The 16,799-nt window shown below is 43.2% G+C and carries 19 protein-coding genes; 10 read left to right on the top strand and 9 right to left on the bottom strand.

Annotated features, from left to right (window positions below):
- Window positions 1-186: 186 nt before the first annotated feature.
- A complete protein-coding gene (locus tag GHNINEIG_RS05025) occupies window positions 187-639 on the top strand; it encodes a DUF302 domain-containing protein (protein WP_135795634.1) in 453 nt (150 codons plus the stop codon).
- Between the two features lie 154 nt (window positions 640-793).
- Window positions 794-2,203, top strand: a complete 1,410-nt coding sequence (gene dbpA / locus GHNINEIG_RS05020; RefSeq protein WP_135795633.1) for an ATP-dependent RNA helicase DbpA — start codon at window positions 794-796, stop codon at window positions 2,201-2,203.
- A 49-nt stretch (window positions 2,204-2,252) separates the two neighbouring features.
- On the opposite strand, the gene GHNINEIG_RS05015 is transcribed toward dbpA, so the two are convergent.
- On the bottom strand, window positions 2,253-2,996 hold the full coding sequence (locus GHNINEIG_RS05015; RefSeq protein WP_135795632.1) for a slipin family protein: 744 nt from the start codon (window positions 2,994-2,996) through the stop codon (window positions 2,253-2,255).
- Entirely contained in the window at window positions 2,983-4,383 is a 1,401-nt protein-coding gene (locus GHNINEIG_RS05010) for an NfeD family protein (RefSeq protein ID WP_135795631.1), read from the bottom strand. Before GHNINEIG_RS05010 ends, GHNINEIG_RS05015 begins: the two co-directional genes overlap by 14 nt.
- A gap of 202 nt (window positions 4,384-4,585) precedes the next feature.
- Between GHNINEIG_RS05010 and GHNINEIG_RS05005 the strand changes: the two genes are divergently transcribed.
- Window positions 4,586-5,284 carry an SDR family NAD(P)-dependent oxidoreductase gene (locus GHNINEIG_RS05005; RefSeq protein WP_135795630.1) on the top strand — a complete coding sequence of 233 codons (699 nt, stop codon included), beginning with the start codon at window positions 4,586-4,588 and terminating at the stop codon, window positions 5,282-5,284.
- Between the two features lie 3 nt (window positions 5,285-5,287).
- On the opposite strand, the gene GHNINEIG_RS05000 is transcribed toward GHNINEIG_RS05005, so the two are convergent.
- Complete coding sequence (locus GHNINEIG_RS05000) at window positions 5,288-6,016, bottom strand: pseudouridine synthase (RefSeq protein ID WP_223260941.1); 729 nt, start codon at window positions 6,014-6,016, stop codon at window positions 5,288-5,290.
- 189 nt (window positions 6,017-6,205) lie between these two features.
- Between GHNINEIG_RS05000 and GHNINEIG_RS04995 the strand changes: the two genes are divergently transcribed.
- Complete coding sequence (locus GHNINEIG_RS04995; protein WP_135795629.1) at window positions 6,206-8,218, top strand: copper-translocating P-type ATPase; 2,013 nt, start codon at window positions 6,206-6,208, stop codon at window positions 8,216-8,218.
- Window positions 8,219-8,304: 86 nt separating this feature from the next.
- Window positions 8,305-8,619: a hypothetical protein gene (locus tag GHNINEIG_RS04990; protein WP_135795628.1), complete on the top strand. Its 315-nt coding sequence runs from the start codon at window positions 8,305-8,307 to the stop codon at window positions 8,617-8,619.
- Between the two features lie 75 nt (window positions 8,620-8,694).
- On the opposite strand, the gene GHNINEIG_RS04985 is transcribed toward GHNINEIG_RS04990, so the two are convergent.
- The 5 genes from GHNINEIG_RS04985 to GHNINEIG_RS04965 form a co-directional block, all read right to left on the bottom strand.
- Window positions 8,695-9,324, bottom strand: a complete 630-nt coding sequence (locus GHNINEIG_RS04985) for an OmpH family outer membrane protein (protein WP_135795627.1) — start codon at window positions 9,322-9,324, stop codon at window positions 8,695-8,697.
- 406 nt (window positions 9,325-9,730) lie between these two features.
- Complete coding sequence (locus GHNINEIG_RS04980) at window positions 9,731-10,240, bottom strand: hypothetical protein (RefSeq protein ID WP_135795626.1); 510 nt, start codon at window positions 10,238-10,240, stop codon at window positions 9,731-9,733.
- A gap of 17 nt (window positions 10,241-10,257) precedes the next feature.
- A complete protein-coding gene (locus GHNINEIG_RS04975) occupies window positions 10,258-10,548 on the bottom strand; it encodes a hypothetical protein (RefSeq protein ID WP_135795625.1) in 291 nt (96 codons plus the stop codon).
- Window positions 10,530-10,814 carry a hypothetical protein gene (locus GHNINEIG_RS04970; protein ID WP_135795624.1) on the bottom strand — a complete coding sequence of 95 codons (285 nt, stop codon included), beginning with the start codon at window positions 10,812-10,814 and terminating at the stop codon, window positions 10,530-10,532. Before GHNINEIG_RS04970 ends, GHNINEIG_RS04975 begins: the two co-directional genes overlap by 19 nt.
- Window positions 10,815-11,111 carry a DUF883 family protein gene (locus GHNINEIG_RS04965; RefSeq protein WP_135795623.1) on the bottom strand — a complete coding sequence of 99 codons (297 nt, stop codon included), beginning with the start codon at window positions 11,109-11,111 and terminating at the stop codon, window positions 10,815-10,817.
- Window positions 11,112-11,498: 387 nt separating this feature from the next.
- Here GHNINEIG_RS04965 and GHNINEIG_RS04960 point away from each other — a divergent pair, with 387 nt between their 5' ends.
- From GHNINEIG_RS04960 to GHNINEIG_RS04940, 5 genes are all read left to right on the top strand, one after another.
- Entirely contained in the window at window positions 11,499-11,900 is a 402-nt protein-coding gene (locus GHNINEIG_RS04960) for a hypothetical protein (protein WP_135795622.1), read from the top strand.
- Between the two features lie 184 nt (window positions 11,901-12,084).
- Window positions 12,085-13,068: a zinc transporter ZntB gene (zntB, locus tag GHNINEIG_RS04955; protein WP_135795621.1), complete on the top strand. Its 984-nt coding sequence runs from the start codon at window positions 12,085-12,087 to the stop codon at window positions 13,066-13,068.
- Window positions 13,069-13,149: 81 nt separating this feature from the next.
- Window positions 13,150-14,556, top strand: a complete 1,407-nt coding sequence (gene cls, locus GHNINEIG_RS04950; RefSeq protein WP_135795620.1) for a cardiolipin synthase — start codon at window positions 13,150-13,152, stop codon at window positions 14,554-14,556.
- A gap of 17 nt (window positions 14,557-14,573) precedes the next feature.
- Complete coding sequence (locus GHNINEIG_RS04945) at window positions 14,574-15,317, top strand: endonuclease/exonuclease/phosphatase family protein (protein ID WP_135795619.1); 744 nt, start codon at window positions 14,574-14,576, stop codon at window positions 15,315-15,317.
- A 215-nt stretch (window positions 15,318-15,532) separates the two neighbouring features.
- Complete coding sequence (locus GHNINEIG_RS04940) at window positions 15,533-16,222, top strand: MBL fold metallo-hydrolase (protein WP_135795618.1); 690 nt, start codon at window positions 15,533-15,535, stop codon at window positions 16,220-16,222.
- 76 nt (window positions 16,223-16,298) lie between these two features.
- On the opposite strand, the gene GHNINEIG_RS04935 is transcribed toward GHNINEIG_RS04940, so the two are convergent.
- Window positions 16,299-16,724 (bottom strand): FKBP-type peptidyl-prolyl cis-trans isomerase, encoded by a 426-nt coding sequence (locus GHNINEIG_RS04935; protein ID WP_135795617.1) that lies wholly within the window; start codon window positions 16,722-16,724, stop codon window positions 16,299-16,301.
- Between the last annotated feature and the right edge of the window lie 75 nt (window positions 16,725-16,799).

Raw genomic sequence — 16,799 nt, 5'->3', positions numbered from 1 at the left:
AAAAACGTACCTCACGATGGAAACAATGAATAGCCTTTCAAGACAACCACCCCCCATTTGCAATTAAAATCAACCAGTTACCGTAAAAAATTCTTTATTTATCGTTGACAACCTTTATAAAGAGGCATAGGGTAACTTGAAATACGGTTTTACCGGTTCACCGAACATTTAAAGAGGGGTGGCAAAATGAAAAGTTTACGTTTTATTTTAATAACGATTTTTATGATAATCTCTGCCCCAGCATGGTCCGCCGACGGATTAATCTCCATTAAAAGTCCGTATTCAGTTAATCAAACCATGCAAAAACTGGAAACCGCTGTCAAAGAAAACGGCTTAAAGGTTTTTATCAAAGTCAATCACACCGCGGGCGCCAAATCCGTTGGGCAAACATTACGCCCCACATCGGTATTGATATTTGGCAATCCCAAAGGCGGCACACCTTTTATGCGCTGCGCACAAACTATTGGCATAGATATGCCTTTAAAAGCTTTGGTTTGGAAAGACCAAAAGGCAAACGTTTGGTTAAGTTATAACGATCCCGCTTATATTGCGAAACGCCACCAGACAGAAAACTGCCCTGCAGTAGAAAAAATATCAACGGTATTAAATCGTATCAGCCGAACTGCTACCTCAAGATAGCTTTAAAAGGCCTTAACTAAAGGCCTACCGTTTTTATTCAACAACATTAAAACTTATTGTTTTTAATGTCTTTTTAACGGATTAAAAGCTTTATAATACCGCCACATCATGATCCCACGATTATTTTCCATCTTTCACCGTAAGGAACGCTTTTTTGAGTACCTCATCATCCACTTCTAGCCCTTTAGCTTTTTCAACTCTTGATCTTCATCCTGATCTTTTAAGCAATCTGAAAACCTTAGATTATCATTTTTTAACCGACATTCAGGCACAGAGCTTACCGCCTATTTTGGATGGCAAAGATGTGATTGCTCAAGGCAAAACAGGCTCGGGAAAAACAGCCGCGTTTGGCTTGGGCGTGCTGCAAAAATTAGACGTGAAAAATTTTAACGTACAAGCGTTAGTACTGTGTCCAACTCGTGAACTGGCGGATCAAGTGGCAAACGAAATTCGTCGATTGGCGCGCCAATTACAAAACATTAAAGTGCTCACATTATGCGGTGGCATGCCAATGGGGCCACAAATCAGTTCTTTACAGCAAGGTGCGCATATTGTTGTGGGCACACCCGGACGGATTGAAGACCATCTCAAAAAAGCACGGTTAACGTTGGATCAAGTCAAAGTGCTGGTATTGGATGAAGCCGATCGTATGCTAGAAATGGGCTTTCAACCATCTTTGGATACGATTATCGAGCAGTTGCCCCAGCAGCGACAAACCTTATTATTTAGCGCGACCTTTCCACAACAAATTGAACAGATCAGTCAACGCATTATGCGTCAACCAATTCGTGTGGAAGTGGCATCCAAGCATGATGACAGCACCATTACCCAACATTTTTATCACGTCGACAGCACGGAACAACGCTTACAGGCGTTACGACTGGTGCTGCTACAAGTTAAGCCCGAATCTGGTGTGGTATTTTGCAATACCAAAAAAGACGTTCAGATGGTGGCCGATATGTTACGCGATGCAGGATTCAGTGCTTTGGCATTGCATGGCGATTTGGAACAGAGAGACCGAGATCAAACCTTAATTCAGTTTGCGAACAAAAGTATTTCGATTTTAGTCGCAACGGATGTCGCGGCTCGCGGCTTGGACATTGAGGCGCTGGACGCGGTCGTCAACTTTCACTTAGCCCATGATCCGGAAGTGCACGTCCACCGTATTGGTCGAACAGGACGCGCCGGCAGTCAGGGGGCCGCATACAGTTTTATTAGCGACAAAGAAAGTTATAAAGTCGCCACACTGGCTGAATACCTGAATCAGGACATTCAAGCTGAACCGTTACCGGATGCCAACCTACTGAACCAACCGCCGCTTCAAGCGAGGATGGTGACTTTATTGATTGATGGCGGTAAGAAAAACAAGCTTCGTCCCGGGGATATTTTAGGGGCATTAACGGCCAATGACGTTCTGAATGCCGGACAAGTGGGTAAAATCAAAATTACCGACAAAAAATCGTATGTTGCCGTCACTCGATCGGTATTCAAACAAGCCCTCAAACAACTGGGTGCAGGCAAGCTGAAGGGACGAACCTTTCGAGTGCATAAACTCACCCGCTAAAGCCTTCGCTTTTCAATGTTTCAGATCCGGTAATCGTCAGGCCTGGCGATTATTTGGCTTTATTAAACAAAGACTCTATCAACTCCAACGGAAAGACAATGGTGTTGGATCGATCATTGGCAATTTCCGTGAGCGTTTGCAGGTAGCGAAGCTGCAAGGCCTGTGGTTGTTCTGCCAAAATCTGAGCGGCTTCCAATAATTTTTGCGACGCTTGCATCTCCCCTTCTGCGTGAATGACTTTGGCACGACGCGTTCTTTCAGCCTCCGCTTGTTTGGCAATCGCTCGAATCATACTTTCATCCAAGTCGACATGTTTGATCTCCACATTACTGACCTTCACCCCCCAGGCATCAGTTTGTTGATCCAACACGGTTTGAATGTCCGCATTCAGCCGGTCACGTTCCGAGAGCATTTCATCCAATTCATGTTGCCCAAGCACCGATCTCAAAGTCGTTTGCGCCAACTGGCTGATGGCTTCATTAAAATGTTCGACCTGAATAATCGCCTTATCCGGTTCGATGACACGGAAATAGACTACCGCATTGACATGCACCGACACATTATCTCGTGAAATCACATCCTGACTGGGCACATCCATCACAATGGTTCGCAAATCGACTTTTTCCATTTGCTGAATAATGGGAATAACCAGAATAAACCCCGGCCCTTTCACCTTCCAGAAACGCCCTAACATGAAGATAACGCCTCTTTCATATTCGCGCAAGATACGAATGGCGCTGATAAAAAACAGCAACACCACTGCAAGTACAATGTACACACTATAGCCCGTCATAAGCTTTCTCCTCTGTTGTCGATTCAACCGGTTCCACCGTTAACGTCAAATTTTTCAGTCCAGTCACTTTAACCTTCTGATTCTTTTTCAACGGTGTTTGGCTCATGGCTTGCCAATGCTCACCATGAATAATCACGTGACCTTGGTGATCAAAATCATCCACCACTCTGGCTTCGCCCCCAACCAGTTCTTGAACGCCGCTGACAATCGGCTGACGATAGGATTTAAGCGCTAAATGAACAACCGCAATCAATATCAACGCACTGATGACGGCAAATGTGATAATGACCGAAAGATCGATGCCATATCCTGGCGCATCGGTATCCATCAAAATAATAGAGCCGAACACAAAGGCTACCGTTCCCCCAATACCTAAAATGCCGAAGCTGGGTTCAAAGGCTTCACCAATCATCAACCCGACCCCTAAAAGGATCAATGCCATGCCGGCATAATTAATCGGCAAGAGTTGGAAAGCATATAGTGCCAACACCAATGCAATCGCACCGATGGTGCCAGGAACAATGCCACCTGGATTAAGAAACTCAAAAATCAATCCATAGACCCCAATCAACAATAAGATATACGCAATATTGGGATTGGTAATCACGCTCAGTAATTCACTGCGCCAATCCGGTGCCAACTCAACAACAGGCGCACCTGCTGTGTCTAAGACAATCGTCTGCCCGTTTAATGTCACTGCCTTGCCATCGACTTGTTGCAACAAATCACGCAGGTTATCGGCCATCAAATCAACCACACCCAGATTCAATGCTTCGCTTGCCGGCAAGCTGGCCGCTTCCCTGACTGCTTTTTCAGCCCACTTCGAATTTCGGCCATGTAATTGTGCAAGCCCCTGAATATAAGCTACTGCATCATTCATCGCTTTACGCTTACTGGCATCTTCGGAGTCAGTTTTACTAGGTTTATCTGGAGAATTTTCAGAAGGGTTTGGTAAGGAAATGCCCCCTATTTTGACAGGGGTGGCGGCGCCGAGGTTCGTGCCGGGAGCCATTGCGGCGATGTGGCTGGCATAAAGAATGTAAGTGCCTGCACTGGCGGCACGGGCACCGGAAGGTGCGACAAAAGTGGCCACCGGTACAGGAGAACGGGCGATCGCTTGAATGATGCTCCGCATTGCGGAACTGAGTCCCCCTGGTGTATCCAATTGAATCATCACCAGTTCCGCATGCTGTTGGGCGGCTTTTTCTAAAGACCGCTCAATATAATCCACTGTCGCCGGACCAATCGCATCCTGAATCGTCAACTGGACAACGGGTGGATGAACCGTATCGGTTCTTTCAGCACTGAATGCCGGAGCGCTTAACAAAAAAACACCCAACAATATCAGCAAGACCATCCCTGTATTGAGCTTTACAACGTGGTTCATCGTCCACTCCTTATGCGCGCTCTATCATCCTGATAAAGTCTACATTTAGATTAAGCTTCTTAGTGTCTACTTTACGCCACTTTATAGAGTCTTTTCAATAAAATAATTTCAATTTCCTCTCACTTCATAATCAAACCATTTACGCTCAAATACAATTTGTGATAGGCTAAAATTCAATTGATTACAAAAACAACCAACGATTATGAAAACAGCATTAATTACCGGTGGAAATAAAGGCATAGGGCTTGAAACCACTCGTTATTTTCTAGAACACGAGTATGAAGTCATTGTTTTGGCGCGCGATTTTTCAACCTTTCCATTAGCCGATCACACCGGCATCACAATGGTGGAATATGACTTGTCGAATATCAAAGGAATTCCCGATCTGATCGCAGAGCTCGACCCAATCGATGTGCTCATCAATAACGCCGGAATTATGTACTCTCTTCCATACAATGACTACCCCGAAGAAAAAGTTCACCATTTAATGACCTTGAATTTGGAAGCCCCTGTCAGGCTCATGCAAGAAATCGGAGAACAAATGGCCAAATCAGGTGGTGGTCGTATTGTTAATAATGCTTCTATTGCTGGCCAAATCGGCCATCCCGATGTGTGGTATGGTATGAGCAAGGCCGCTTTGATTAACGCAACCAAAAGTTTTTCAAAAATTTTCGGTCCTGCTGGGGTGTTAATTAATGCCGTGGCACCCAGCCCGGCCGAGACAGATATGCTGGAAGTCATTCCAGAAGCTCGTCGCGAGGCTTTTAAACAAAATGTCATTACTGGCCGTTTCGCCACGGCAAAAGAAGTGGCGGAAACCATTGGCTGGTTGGGAACGGCCTCACCAGAATATATCAATGGTGTCTGCATCGATATCAACAATGGTGCTTTCCCACGATAAGGACTAAGATGGAAGCAGTTGTTGTAAAGCCAGTTTTTCCATGTCATTCAACTCTCTGAGCGTATTCACGGGCAAATCATCCAGCCAAACCTGAGCTATGCGAATGCGTTGCAAATGCAACACTCGATACCCCAATGCTTTACACATTCGGCGTATTTGTTTGTTCAGGCCTTGCGTAAGCACAATCTTGAAACAGTATTCTCCGGTGGCTTCAATCTCACAAGGTTGAGTGATCTGTCCCATAATCTCAACCCCTTGCTGCATGTTAGTTAAAAAGTAGTCTGTCAATGGCTGATCAACCTCAACCCAATATTCTTTTTCATGGGCAAATCCCGGCTGTAAAATTCGATTCGTCAAATCCCCTTGGTTGGTCAGAATCATCAAACCTTCAGAGGCTTTGTCTAAACGTCCCATTGCGGAAAAATGCCGTGTAAGCCCTGTCGTCACCACTAAATTATTAGCCACCGATATGTCATGGGTACAAACCACACCAACCGGTTTATGGTAAGCCATTAAAAGCACCTCTGGAGACCAATCAACCGGGCGATCATCCAGCAAAACCTGATCTTGCTGATTGACTTTCTGTCCGACGCTGGCGACCTGCCCATTAACCGTCACTCGGTTTTGCATAATCCAAGCATCCGCTTGTTTTTTGGAACCCAGTCCTGCTTGACTGATGAGCTTATTGAGTCGCATGCTACTGAAATCTGTCGCCATAATATTTTGTTTCATTTAACTTATTTTACCGTTTTTAGCGCCACCCGTCCGGTTTAACGCAGGCCTGGTTATTTTGAACCGTATGTCGCTTACCATCACAAAAACCTTATATAAAATAAGTAATTAAGCTTATATTCTTTGACCGATTGACAAGACTGGTTTAGGATAATACAAACATCGCTCCCAAACCGACAAGGAGTCCGCATGAACCATCACACACAGCATCAATCGCACGCGCATCATAATCACGATCAGCACCAAGGCCACTCACCGGGCATGTTTCGAGATAAATTCTGGGTTTCTTTTTGGCTCTCTTTGCCCGTCATATTTTGGTCGCCCCACATTCAAACCCTTTTAGGCTACCAAGCACCGCAATTTCCGGGTTCAGAATGGGTGGCTCCTGCCCTATCTACTTTCATTTTCGTCTATGGCGGCATGGTGTTCTTAAAAGGTGCTTGGCACGAGCTCAAAGCAAAATTACCGGGTATGATGACGCTCATCTCACTTGCGATCCTCGTGGCTTTTATTTTTTCTTGGGTGGTGCAACTGGAAATCATTAAAGCACAGTCGCTTTGGTGGGAGCTGGCCACTTTAATTGTCATTATGCTGTTGGGTCACTGGATTGAAATGCGTTCGATTCACCAAGCACAAGGTGCACTGCATCAGCTGGCCAAATTGCTGCCCGACACAGCGCTGAAAATTGACGACTCCGGCGAACATGAACTCCCGGTAAGTGAATTAAAAAAAGGCGATATTATCCTGGTCAAACCAGGTGACCGAGTGCCGGTTGATGGGGTCATTCGTAAAGGGCAAAGCGATCTGAATGAATCGATGATTACCGGAGAATCCCGTTCAGTTAAAAAACAAACAGGGGACGAAATTATCGCCGGAACCGTTAACGGCTCCGGTTCACTGAGAGTAAAAGTCACCGGAACCGGAGACGACACCAAACTCAGCGGTATCATGCGTTTTGTGGCCGAGGCTCAAAAATCAAAATCTCGTGCACAACATTTGGCAGACCGTGCCGCACAATGGTTGACAGCAGTCGCCATCGCCAGTGGGGTATTAACTTTGATTGTCTGGCAATTTATCGGTGCATCAATCGACTTCTCTATCATTCGGGTCGTGACAGTGTTAGTGATCGCATGCCCTCATGCATTGGGCTTGGCAATTCCTCTTGTGGTTGCTATCTCAACGACCTTAGGTGCGCAAAATGGCTTGTTAATTCGGGACAGACGAGGATTGGAAGAAGCTCGAAAAATAGACACTGTCATCTTTGACAAAACGGGAACACTCACACTTGGTGAATTCCGTGTTGTCAAAACCGGATTAGCCGACAACGTATTAGAAGATGACATGCTCAGCATTGCCGCCAGCATCGAATCTGAATCCGAACACCCTATTGCAAAAGGCATCGTAAAAACCGCTCAGGAAAAAAACCTCTCTCTTGTTGATGTTGAAGATTTCCACGCATTAACAGGCAAAGGTGTGAGTGCAACCATTTCAGGCGCAAATTATAAAATGGGAGGCGCATCCTTGCTAAAAGCGGAAAATATTCAGTTTCCAGATGCCTTGCTCAAGACGGCTAAAAATGCCGCCGATAATGGTCAAACAGCCATTTATCTCATTAAAGATCTTCATGCATTGGCTGTTTTCATTATTGCCGATGCCATTCGAAAAGAAAGCCAAGCAGCTGTAGATGCGCTACACAAACATGGCATTGAAGTGGCCATGTTAACAGGAGATGATTCGGCAGTGGCTAATGCAGTGGCGGAATCTCTTGGCATCGACACTGTCTTTTCAGAAGTCTTACCCGAAGATAAGGCCAACAAGGTACAAACCTTACAGCAAAAAGGAAAAAAAGTGGCTATGGTCGGTGATGGTGTGAACGATGCCCCCGCATTGGCCACAGCCGATGTGGGAATCGCCATTGGTGCAGGGACCGATGTCGCGGTTGAAGCAGGTCATATTGTTTTAGTTCGCTCAGATCCACGCGATATTCCTAAAATCATCTCATTGTCACGAGCCACCTACCAAAAAATGGTTCAAAATCTCTGGTGGGCTGCGGGTTACAATATCTTTGCGATTCCACTTGCCGCAGGCGCTCTCATTTCTTGGGGGATTCTGCTTTCACCAGCTGTTGGCGCGGTTCTAATGTCATTAAGCACGCTGATTGTTGCTTTAAATGCACAGTTATTGCGACGGGTTAAAATTTAATACCATCTAATACTTGAATAGAAACTGAAGTGGGTTTTAAATAAGAATTTGAATAAATTGAAAGACACAACCCAAAAAGGTAGGTTATGTCACAAACAGAATCCGTCATTGACATCAAAAAAACCTTAAAAGCACGTCAACTCTTGGAACAGTTTGATATGAATCTCAAACGTCTCAAGGAAACAGGGTTGCATCAGGATGAAGACGAGGTGGATACCCTAGAGATGCTCTCAAGCTGTTTAGAAGAAGCCATTGAAAATGGCATGGATACTTCAATATTGCAATCCCGGGCAAATGCGCTGGCTCGATATGCTTTAGAACGGGGATACGAACAGCATGAAGTCGAGAACCTTCTCACCATGCGCCCAAACCCGAACGGGAAACGATTACCCAACGACTAACAATTATTTAAACTAAACCCAATAAAAAAGCCGCTTTAAAGCGGCTTTTTCGTCTTTATGGCATCAAGGTATCGCTTATTTGCTGCGCATCATCGCCATGGCTTTTTGACGCAACTGTTGAAGTTTTTTCATTTGATTTTCTAAACGAACAATCAAAGATTTTCCTTTCGGACCCGTTGCCTGAATTTTCGCTTTCACATTCTGTTGCAGATTCTCTGCCATTTTACGAATCTCAGGGTCTTGAAAAACCTTTTGCTGGCGAGACTGAAATTCTTGCTGACTGGCTTGAAACTCTTGAATTTCGGCTTGCGAGGGTTTCTCATTGCTGTTCTGATATTTATCAACCAACGCATTCATTTTCTTCAATTCTTTATCCGCGTCATATCCGCCGTGTGACATTTTTTCAGAAACTTTAGATTGCAATGCATCTCGTTGTTTTTGAAGTTCTGGAGATTCTTTATAAACCTGCTGTTGAATTTTTTGTAATTCTTGTTGGGTTTGTTGCAATTGCTGCTGCGTTTTTTGCAGTTCCATCATCATGGATTGTTGCTCCGGCGTCATTTTTGGCATTTGTTGCATGCCACCACCGTGCGGAGCAGCTGCCGGTGCTGTCGGCTGAGCTTGAACTTGAGACATGACAGAAACGCCTGTCATAAAGGCAATGGCCGTTAAAGTTTGACGAAGCGGCATTTTCAGAAAATACATAACAATCCTTCTCTTTTTAATTTTTTTAATTTGACGGTTAGCACACTAGCATAGACCGAGGTAAAATGAAACCATTCACAATTAATTTTACGTAGCTCTCAAACCAACCTTCTCACTTCAATCATTCATGCTAAGCCCATTAAAACGGAGTTTTTACCAAGAGTGCTGTCATAATGAAGAAAACATGATAAAACCATTACGCCGCCTCACTGCTTGGAGTACACCGCAAACTTTGTTGTTAAACCTATTGGTGTTTTATAACAGAGTCGAGATGGGAAACTGTTGTGCGAACAGCCGGAGCAATGGACCTTACTGTTACCCCTTTTCAAACCCGGTGGTAAAACGGACCTGACTTTATTAATCGATGACCAATAAATAGCCAGGCCTGGCTATTTTTTCTAGGAAACTATTCAGGTAGTTTCACTTCAATATCAACTGAATTGATATTGGTATTACGATCCTTATCCGCTTGCACACCTAATTTTACGTTTAAATTATCTTTCTCCACACCAAGATTCAAGTTATAAATATCTTCCTCTTTTCCTTCATAGCCATATTTAAAATATTTTTTAGGAACGGATTTTTCCGGTAACAACTCATTAATCGATTGCGAGGATGATGGACTGACAACTGAAGACGTTGACATATTTGCCTTGGGACCCTCTTCATCAGCATTATTCCCTTGGTCGTCAGAAAGGAATCGAGGAATATTCAAGTTTAATTCTGGCAGATTCTCAGATTTTTTTTGGGTCGAATCTGATTCTGAAACACTTTCTTTTGCTTTAACTTTATCCGGTTCAAACACCGGAAGAATGTCCTGACTAGACGTTTCATGCTGTTGATAAAGGGTCCATCCCCAAGCGGATAACAGGATAATCAGGCCTAATAAAAGCGCATTTTTTAAAATTCGATACATATTTCCTCATAAAACCGTCATTCTTTAACGAGCTCCCCGTCCTCGTTTTGATCAGGTTGAGAAGATTTTTTCTGGGTAAACCACTTAACCACGATAGGCGTTAAAAAATTATCACATATAAAGTAGGCCAGCGCTTCTTTTCCATTACCTTGGTTCAAGCATTGCAAGGTTTGCGTTATTTCAACGCCAGGATCTTTCAACCGTACTCTTGCCTTGGCAACCTCTAAAGGAAGCTTTCGGTGCGTCCAAGAACGCCCTTCAAGCATGGCCGTGACTTTATTAAGGCGGGCTATTTTTTGGCTACCCATGTTGCCACCTTTGCTACTAGAAAAGACAGTATCAGCGTTAAAGCAGATAACACAAAGTAAGAACCTGTCTCTCCAACATAGGTCTCTACAATTAATTTAATGCCCCACAAGGAAAACAAAAAACCAATCAAGAGTAGGAGTGAAGAAACCAAAACGAAGGCCATGCTCCATGCACTTTTATGAAGAGACACCCGCATTTCTTCAAATTGAGCCTCCACCAGCTCAACCACAGAAATAATGAATTCCGACAACGTTACTTTAGACATTTATTTCTTATTCATCATTAACGCGATTAAAAATCCAATCCCAAAGCTTATCGCCGTACTTTGAAAGGGGTGTGATTGAATTTCATTTTCTACTGCGCCAAGGCCATCTTTTCCTTTAGATTTTAACGCGTCCAACTGTTCTTTCAAGTCATCAATATGAAGCTCATCAAATACTTTAGATTTTCCTTCAGTAGCCTTTTCTTGAGCCAGTTCCTTGATCGTATGAGAAAGTTGTTGAACATCACCTTTAAGCGCTTCAATATCCTTCTTTAACTGTGTTACTTCTTGAGTTGCCATACTTCCCTCCTGTTTGCATTGACATGCATCATCACAATCTAAATAAAATAGGCAATTTTCAGTATAATGGTTTTAAACTAAATATCAAAGAAGACATTCAAGTCTAACCCTCCCCTACCCTCTAATAGAGAGTTCATGAAGGATTGCTTAACCTTTGTTTCCAAACGCCTAATATAGCGTTCATCAAAGAACACAGCAAATTTATAAAATCTGAGTAAACCTACGTGCTTAGCACGGTATACAAAGCTGAATTGACTTATCATCTTATTCGTTGACTAAGTAATAATCCTCAACTATGATTAATTAATGATAGTGAAAATATCTCCATATTGGATTTGAGATGATCACTGTCATTTAGTGATATCCCAAACATAAGGAGTTACAACGATGAAACATTCAATAATTGTTGCCGCACTTGCAGGCACGCTGTCTTTAAGTAGTGGGGTTTTAATGGCCGCACCAGGTGATGGCTCCTCTCAGATTTATGGCAGTCAAATGATGACCCAGCAGGAAAGAGCGGAACATCGCGCGAAACTACGAGCCGCTAAAACCGAAGCCGAAAGAAATCAAATCCGTCAAGAAAACCATGAACGCATGCAGCAGCGTGCGAAAGAGCGAGGAGTGCAAATGCCGGATATGCCACCTCAAAACCGAGGCCATATGAACCAGGGGCAAGGAATGGGCATGGGCCAAGGTCAAGGAATGGGTCAAGGTCAAGGAATGGGTCAAGGTCAAGGAATGGGTCAAGGCCAAGGCATGGGGTCTGGAAAAAGACAAAACCAACAATAAAACCCTGTCATTTCAACACGGCGCACACTGTGCGCCAATGAATGTTAATTCTCTCCATAAATGCGTTAACACAATACAAGAATGCTATAGAATCTGATTGACAGCTTTCTTACATCTCATCAAAATGTTCTAGAAAGAATGCTTAACCATATTTTCTTCCGCTTAATTCGACAAGGTCATCCTTATGCAGCAACAATCACCCAACACCGGATTAATCCATGCTTATTTACTCGATGGAACTGGCGGTGGTCAGTTCTTGGATTGGCAGGCTGTTCAAGATTGGACCCCTTCTCAAGGCAAGCTTTGGTTGCATTTTGACTATACTGGCGCTTTTTCTAAAGATTGGATAAGCAACCAAAGCGGACTTGAGTCGTTAGCCGCAGAAGCTTTATTAACTGAAGAAACCCGTCCACGTGCTGTCACATTAGGAGATGGTCTGTTGATCGCATTAAGAGGGGTCAACCAAAACCCGGATTCAGATCCTGAAGACATGGTGTCGGTTAGGTTGTGGGTCGATAATGATCGAATCATCTCAACACGTAAACGCGACTTACTCTCTATTCAGGATATTTTACTTCAATTAGAAAAAGGCAACGGCCCAAGTGACTGCGCCGAATTTCTAGTTTCACTAACTGATCGCTTGGTTTGGCGGATGAGCGATACCATCAATTTATTTGAAGATCGCGCGGGCGAACTTGAAAGTCATGCTTTATCCGAAAACCGAGAGACCCTGCGCTTCGATTTGGCCATATTACGCCGGCAGACCATTACACTCCGGCGCTATTTAGCACCGCAGCGCGAAGCACTCAGCCGCTTAATGGTTGAGAAAATCAGTTGGCTCAATGATGCTCACCGCTTGGAAATTCGCGAAACCAGTGATCGACTCGTTCGTCACATTGAAGACATTGATGCGGTAAGAGAAAGAGCCGCCGTCACCCACGAAGAATTACTCAGTCGTGTTTCAGAACAGCTCAATGAACGTATGTATGTGCTGTCCATCATTGCGGCCATTTTTTTACCACTGGGCTTTTTTACAGGGTTACTCGGCATCAATGTAGGAGGCATCCCTGGCGCCAATAATGCCAACGCGTTCTTTATTTTTGTGGCACTTTTAATTGGTATCGTTGTGCTGCAACTGATACTGTTAAAATGGAAAAAATGGTTTTAAAATCAGAGTTGATTGGCTGAAAATATGGCCAGGCCTGGTTGTTTTAGCGTCCTAACCCTTTAAAAAACGAGTGTGTTTTTTATGCAATATGAAACAAGCGAATTAGTTATCGGTTTTTACCTGCTCAATATCGTGCTGGTTCTGATCGCAATGTTTCATATGCTTTACCAACGCCGCTCGCCCCAGAATTTAATGGCTTGGATCCTGGCATTGATTCTGTTGCCGTTTGTCGGAATTTTCTTTTATGTCATTTTCGGCTCACGAAAACTTCTTTATAAGAAGAACAAACCCAACATCTCTTTGCCGACCTTAATATCGTCACGCCCTAAGAAAGGGTTAGCCAGACTCAATGACACCCTTCTTCTTGCCAATCAAATTGACGGCACCAGCATTGGAAACAATGTTACTTTTCATCAGGATGCCGTCGAGACATATCAGCAGTTTATGCAGACATTGGAAAATGCTCAGTCACACATTTGTCTGGAAACCTATTCCTTTGAATTAGACAAGACCGGACAGGAAATTTTAGACGTGCTCATTCGAAAGGCTAAGTCGGGTGTCGAAGTCAGATTATTAATGGATGCCGTTGGGTCGTTGAGTATTTATCGCAACCAGGGGCAGCTTGCCAGATTGACCGAAGCAGGCGGGAAATACAGTTTTTTTCAACCCTTATTCAAAAACGTGTTTAACAGTCAGTTGAATTTAAGAAACCACCGTAAAATTTATTTGATTGACCATCACACCCTTTTTACGGGCGGTATGAACTTATCTAACAATTATTTTGGTTCAAAAGAGAATGAACCCAAAGAAGGTTATTGGGTTGATTTGCTATTTAAAATAGAAGGCCCCCTTACCGAGCACTACCAAAAAATATTTAATGAAGATTGGCACTACACCACGCAAGAACGTATTCACACTGAGAGAACGGTGCTTGATAAACCGCTGCTTACCAGAGGATTTATGCAAACAATCCCTTCTGGACCGGACATTAACAGCGATGCTTTATTTGAATCTCTTTTACAAGGTATCTATTTTGCCAAACACCGAATTGTCCTTGTCACCCCCTACTTCATTCCCGACAGTGCAATTGTAAATGCCTTGATGATTGCCATCAAACGCGGCGTGAAAGTGATTCTGATTACACCTGAAACATCAGATCATCTTATTTTTGATTTAGGCAGAGGATCTTTTATGCGTGATTTCTTAGAACATGGCGGTGAAATTCACAGCTACGCGCATGGCATGATGCATGCAAAACTGGTACTCATTGATGATAAAGCTGCACTTTTTGGCTCAGCCAATTTAGACTACCGTTCTTTATTCATTAACTACGAAGTTTCCAATATCACCTATTCCAAACAATTCATTGCTCTACTGTCCGATTGGATTGATAACTTGATCAGTCAAAGTATGCCCTATCACCCGTCAGATAAAAAAATTCGCCGGCTGCTAGAAAACCTGACTCGAACCATTGCACCGATTCTATAAAGTTTTGACGATTTCACATGTATAAACCCAAACTAACCCCGATATCCCATTTATTACACTCTGAAAATAAGGACGCCCTTCCAAATTATTTTGGTTTGTTAACCTGGAATTTACACAAGGTCGATTTTTCACATTTTATTCATCGCCCAATAGAACAGTTATTGCCGATTGATCCGCCTCACCTGCTATCATTACAAGAAGCTACGGCCAGACAATCTCAACATAAATTCTTTAACTTACCTTTCATTATGGCCCCCAACATTGAAACAAAGAAAAAACATTTCGGGGTTCTGACCGCATCGGCTTTTGAAATGAAAGCCCATCATCAATGTCTAACACAAAGTCGAGAACTGGGCTGGATGACCCACAAAACAGCCTTGATTACCGAGCATCCACTACAAAATGGTGAAACTTTAACCCATGTCAACATTCATGCAATCAACTTTGTTTCTCATAGCGCCTTTCGAAAAGAATTGCAATTGATTTGGCATTTTCTGTCTGAGAAAAAAGGGCCGATGATACTCAGTGGCGACTTTAACACCTGGAATAAAACACGGGTTAAAACCCTCAACACCGCCATTAAACAATTGAACCTGACAGAAGTTCGCTACCCAACGCATAAAGCGATAAAAACCCTTAATTGGCAACCGCTTGATTATGTCTTTTATCGGGGACTCTCTGTCGAAAAATCACAAGCATTGGATGTCCCGGAAATTTCAGATCATAACCCCTTAATCGTTTATTTTTCGGTATTGTCGTAAACATCTTCCATTTATCTTGCACAATTACGAATTTCTATTTATTCTCTGCGATAAGTTGTTTTTATTACAGATGTTTCTTTCACATTTGTTGCAATATTAGCGTTTGTTTATTTATTTAAAAAAGAGGATAATGCATCGTTACTAAATCGTGAAAGCATCCTTAACAAACCTTTAGAAAAAGGTTGTTTTGCACCTGAACAAAGGAGTTCCTAAATATGAAAATTCGACAATTGTTTGATTACGACACTTGGACGTACACTTATCTACTTTGGGATGAAACGACTAAAGAGGCTGCTGTCATCGACTCGGTTCTGGAAAAAGTGGATCGTGATGAACAGCACATTAAAGAACTGGGATTAAACGTTAAATACCTTTTAGAAACGCATATCCATGCCGACCACATTACTGGTGCGGGCCCGCTTAGAAAACGCATGGGCGGACAACTGGTGGTGCATAAAAACTCTGGCTCTGAATGTGCTGACATCCTCGCTGTGGATGGCGATGTTTTTAAACTGGGTGACCAGGAAATCCATGTACTACATACTCCAGGACACACCAATAACGATATCACTTACCAAATTGAAGGTGCCGTTTTTACTGGTGATACGCTCATGGTCAGAGACTGTGGTCGAACAGACTTCCAACTGGGTGACAATAAAGCCATGTATCATTCATTGACGGAAATCTTATTCAAGTTGCCAGAAGACACCATGGTGTTTCCGGCGCACGATTATAAAGGCTTCAGCCAGTCGACTATCGGCGAGGAAAAGCAATTCAACCATCGTGCAGGTAGCAACAAATCTTATGAAGATTTCTCAACCATCATGGACAACCTGAATCTTCCTAACCCGAAACGAATTGATATTGCCGTACCAGGCAACATGAAGTGCGGAGATTTAGACTAAGCATTCCTGAACGGATTGAGTTAATACAAAAAAGGCCCCGAATTCGGGGCCTTTTTTATGCAAGACACAATCGACTTTAAGCGACTTCAACCACCTCAACACGGTATTCCAGTGTTTGGTTAGCTAAAGGGTGGTTTCCATCCAAGAATACTTTGTCTTCTTCGATTTCAACAATACGGAACTGAATCATATTCCCTTCAGGGTCTTCGGTTTCAACCACTTCGCCAACTTTTAATTCAACAGAATCATCAAAATTTTCAGGCGAGGCAAACACCACTAAATCTTCACGCGTCACACCATACGCTTTTTCAGGCTCAATGGTCACTTTTGCTTCAAACCCTGGTTCTTCTCCTTCTAGAAAAGTTTCAAGCCCTTCAACGATTTCGCCTTCGCCATGAACATAATGGACTGGCTCGCCCCCAAAGGTACTGTCTAAAAGATCGCCTTTATCATTTTTGAGTTCATAGTGAAAAGTGACTTCACTACCTTTTTTAATTCTCATACTCATCACTCTCAAATTACATTAAAATACAAATATTGAATAGGGGTATTCTACCCGAAAAAAACCATCAAGATT

The sequence above is a fragment of the Hydrogenovibrio crunogenus genome (genome assembly GCF_004786015.1).
Classification (GTDB): Bacteria; Pseudomonadota; Gammaproteobacteria; order Thiomicrospirales; family Thiomicrospiraceae; genus Hydrogenovibrio; species Hydrogenovibrio crunogenus.
Note: the sequence above shows the minus strand (reverse complement) of the source record. Positions and strands in the feature narration are given on the sequence as shown.

Excerpts from the sequence above, each read along its gene's own strand:
- GHNINEIG_RS04995 (WP_135795629.1), top strand. The coding sequence starts at position 6,206 with ATGAACCATCACACACAGCATCAATCGCACGCGCATCATAATCACGAT.
- cls (WP_135795620.1), top strand. The coding sequence starts at position 13,150 with ATGCAATATGAAACAAGCGAATTAGTTATCGGTTTTTACCTGCTCAAT.
- GHNINEIG_RS04975 (WP_135795625.1), bottom strand. The coding sequence starts at position 10,548 with ATGGGTAGCCAAAAAATAGCCCGCCTTAATAAAGTCACGGCCATGCTT.
- GHNINEIG_RS04980 (WP_135795626.1), bottom strand. The coding sequence starts at position 10,240 with ATGTATCGAATTTTAAAAAATGCGCTTTTATTAGGCCTGATTATCCTG.
- GHNINEIG_RS05000 (WP_223260941.1), bottom strand. The coding sequence starts at position 6,016 with ATGAAACAAAATATTATGGCGACAGATTTCAGTAGCATGCGACTCAAT.
- GHNINEIG_RS05015 (WP_135795632.1), bottom strand. The coding sequence starts at position 2,996 with ATGACGGGCTATAGTGTGTACATTGTACTTGCAGTGGTGTTGCTGTTT.
- GHNINEIG_RS04965 (WP_135795623.1), bottom strand. The coding sequence starts at position 11,111 with ATGGCAACTCAAGAAGTAACACAGTTAAAGAAGGATATTGAAGCGCTT.
- GHNINEIG_RS04935 (WP_135795617.1), bottom strand. The coding sequence starts at position 16,724 with ATGAGAATTAAAAAAGGTAGTGAAGTCACTTTTCACTATGAACTCAAA.
- GHNINEIG_RS05005 (WP_135795630.1), top strand. The coding sequence starts at position 4,586 with ATGAAAACAGCATTAATTACCGGTGGAAATAAAGGCATAGGGCTTGAA.
- zntB (WP_135795621.1), top strand. The coding sequence starts at position 12,085 with ATGCAGCAACAATCACCCAACACCGGATTAATCCATGCTTATTTACTC.
- GHNINEIG_RS04940 (WP_135795618.1), top strand. The coding sequence starts at position 15,533 with ATGAAAATTCGACAATTGTTTGATTACGACACTTGGACGTACACTTAT.
- GHNINEIG_RS04945 (WP_135795619.1), top strand. The coding sequence starts at position 14,574 with ATGTATAAACCCAAACTAACCCCGATATCCCATTTATTACACTCTGAA.
- GHNINEIG_RS04985 (WP_135795627.1), bottom strand. The coding sequence starts at position 9,324 with ATGTATTTTCTGAAAATGCCGCTTCGTCAAACTTTAACGGCCATTGCC.
- GHNINEIG_RS05010 (WP_135795631.1), bottom strand. The coding sequence starts at position 4,383 with ATGAACCACGTTGTAAAGCTCAATACAGGGATGGTCTTGCTGATATTG.
- GHNINEIG_RS04990 (WP_135795628.1), top strand. The coding sequence starts at position 8,305 with ATGTCACAAACAGAATCCGTCATTGACATCAAAAAAACCTTAAAAGCA.
- GHNINEIG_RS04970 (WP_135795624.1), bottom strand. The coding sequence starts at position 10,814 with ATGTCTAAAGTAACGTTGTCGGAATTCATTATTTCTGTGGTTGAGCTG.
- GHNINEIG_RS05025 (WP_135795634.1), top strand. The coding sequence starts at position 187 with ATGAAAAGTTTACGTTTTATTTTAATAACGATTTTTATGATAATCTCT.
- GHNINEIG_RS04960 (WP_135795622.1), top strand. The coding sequence starts at position 11,499 with ATGAAACATTCAATAATTGTTGCCGCACTTGCAGGCACGCTGTCTTTA.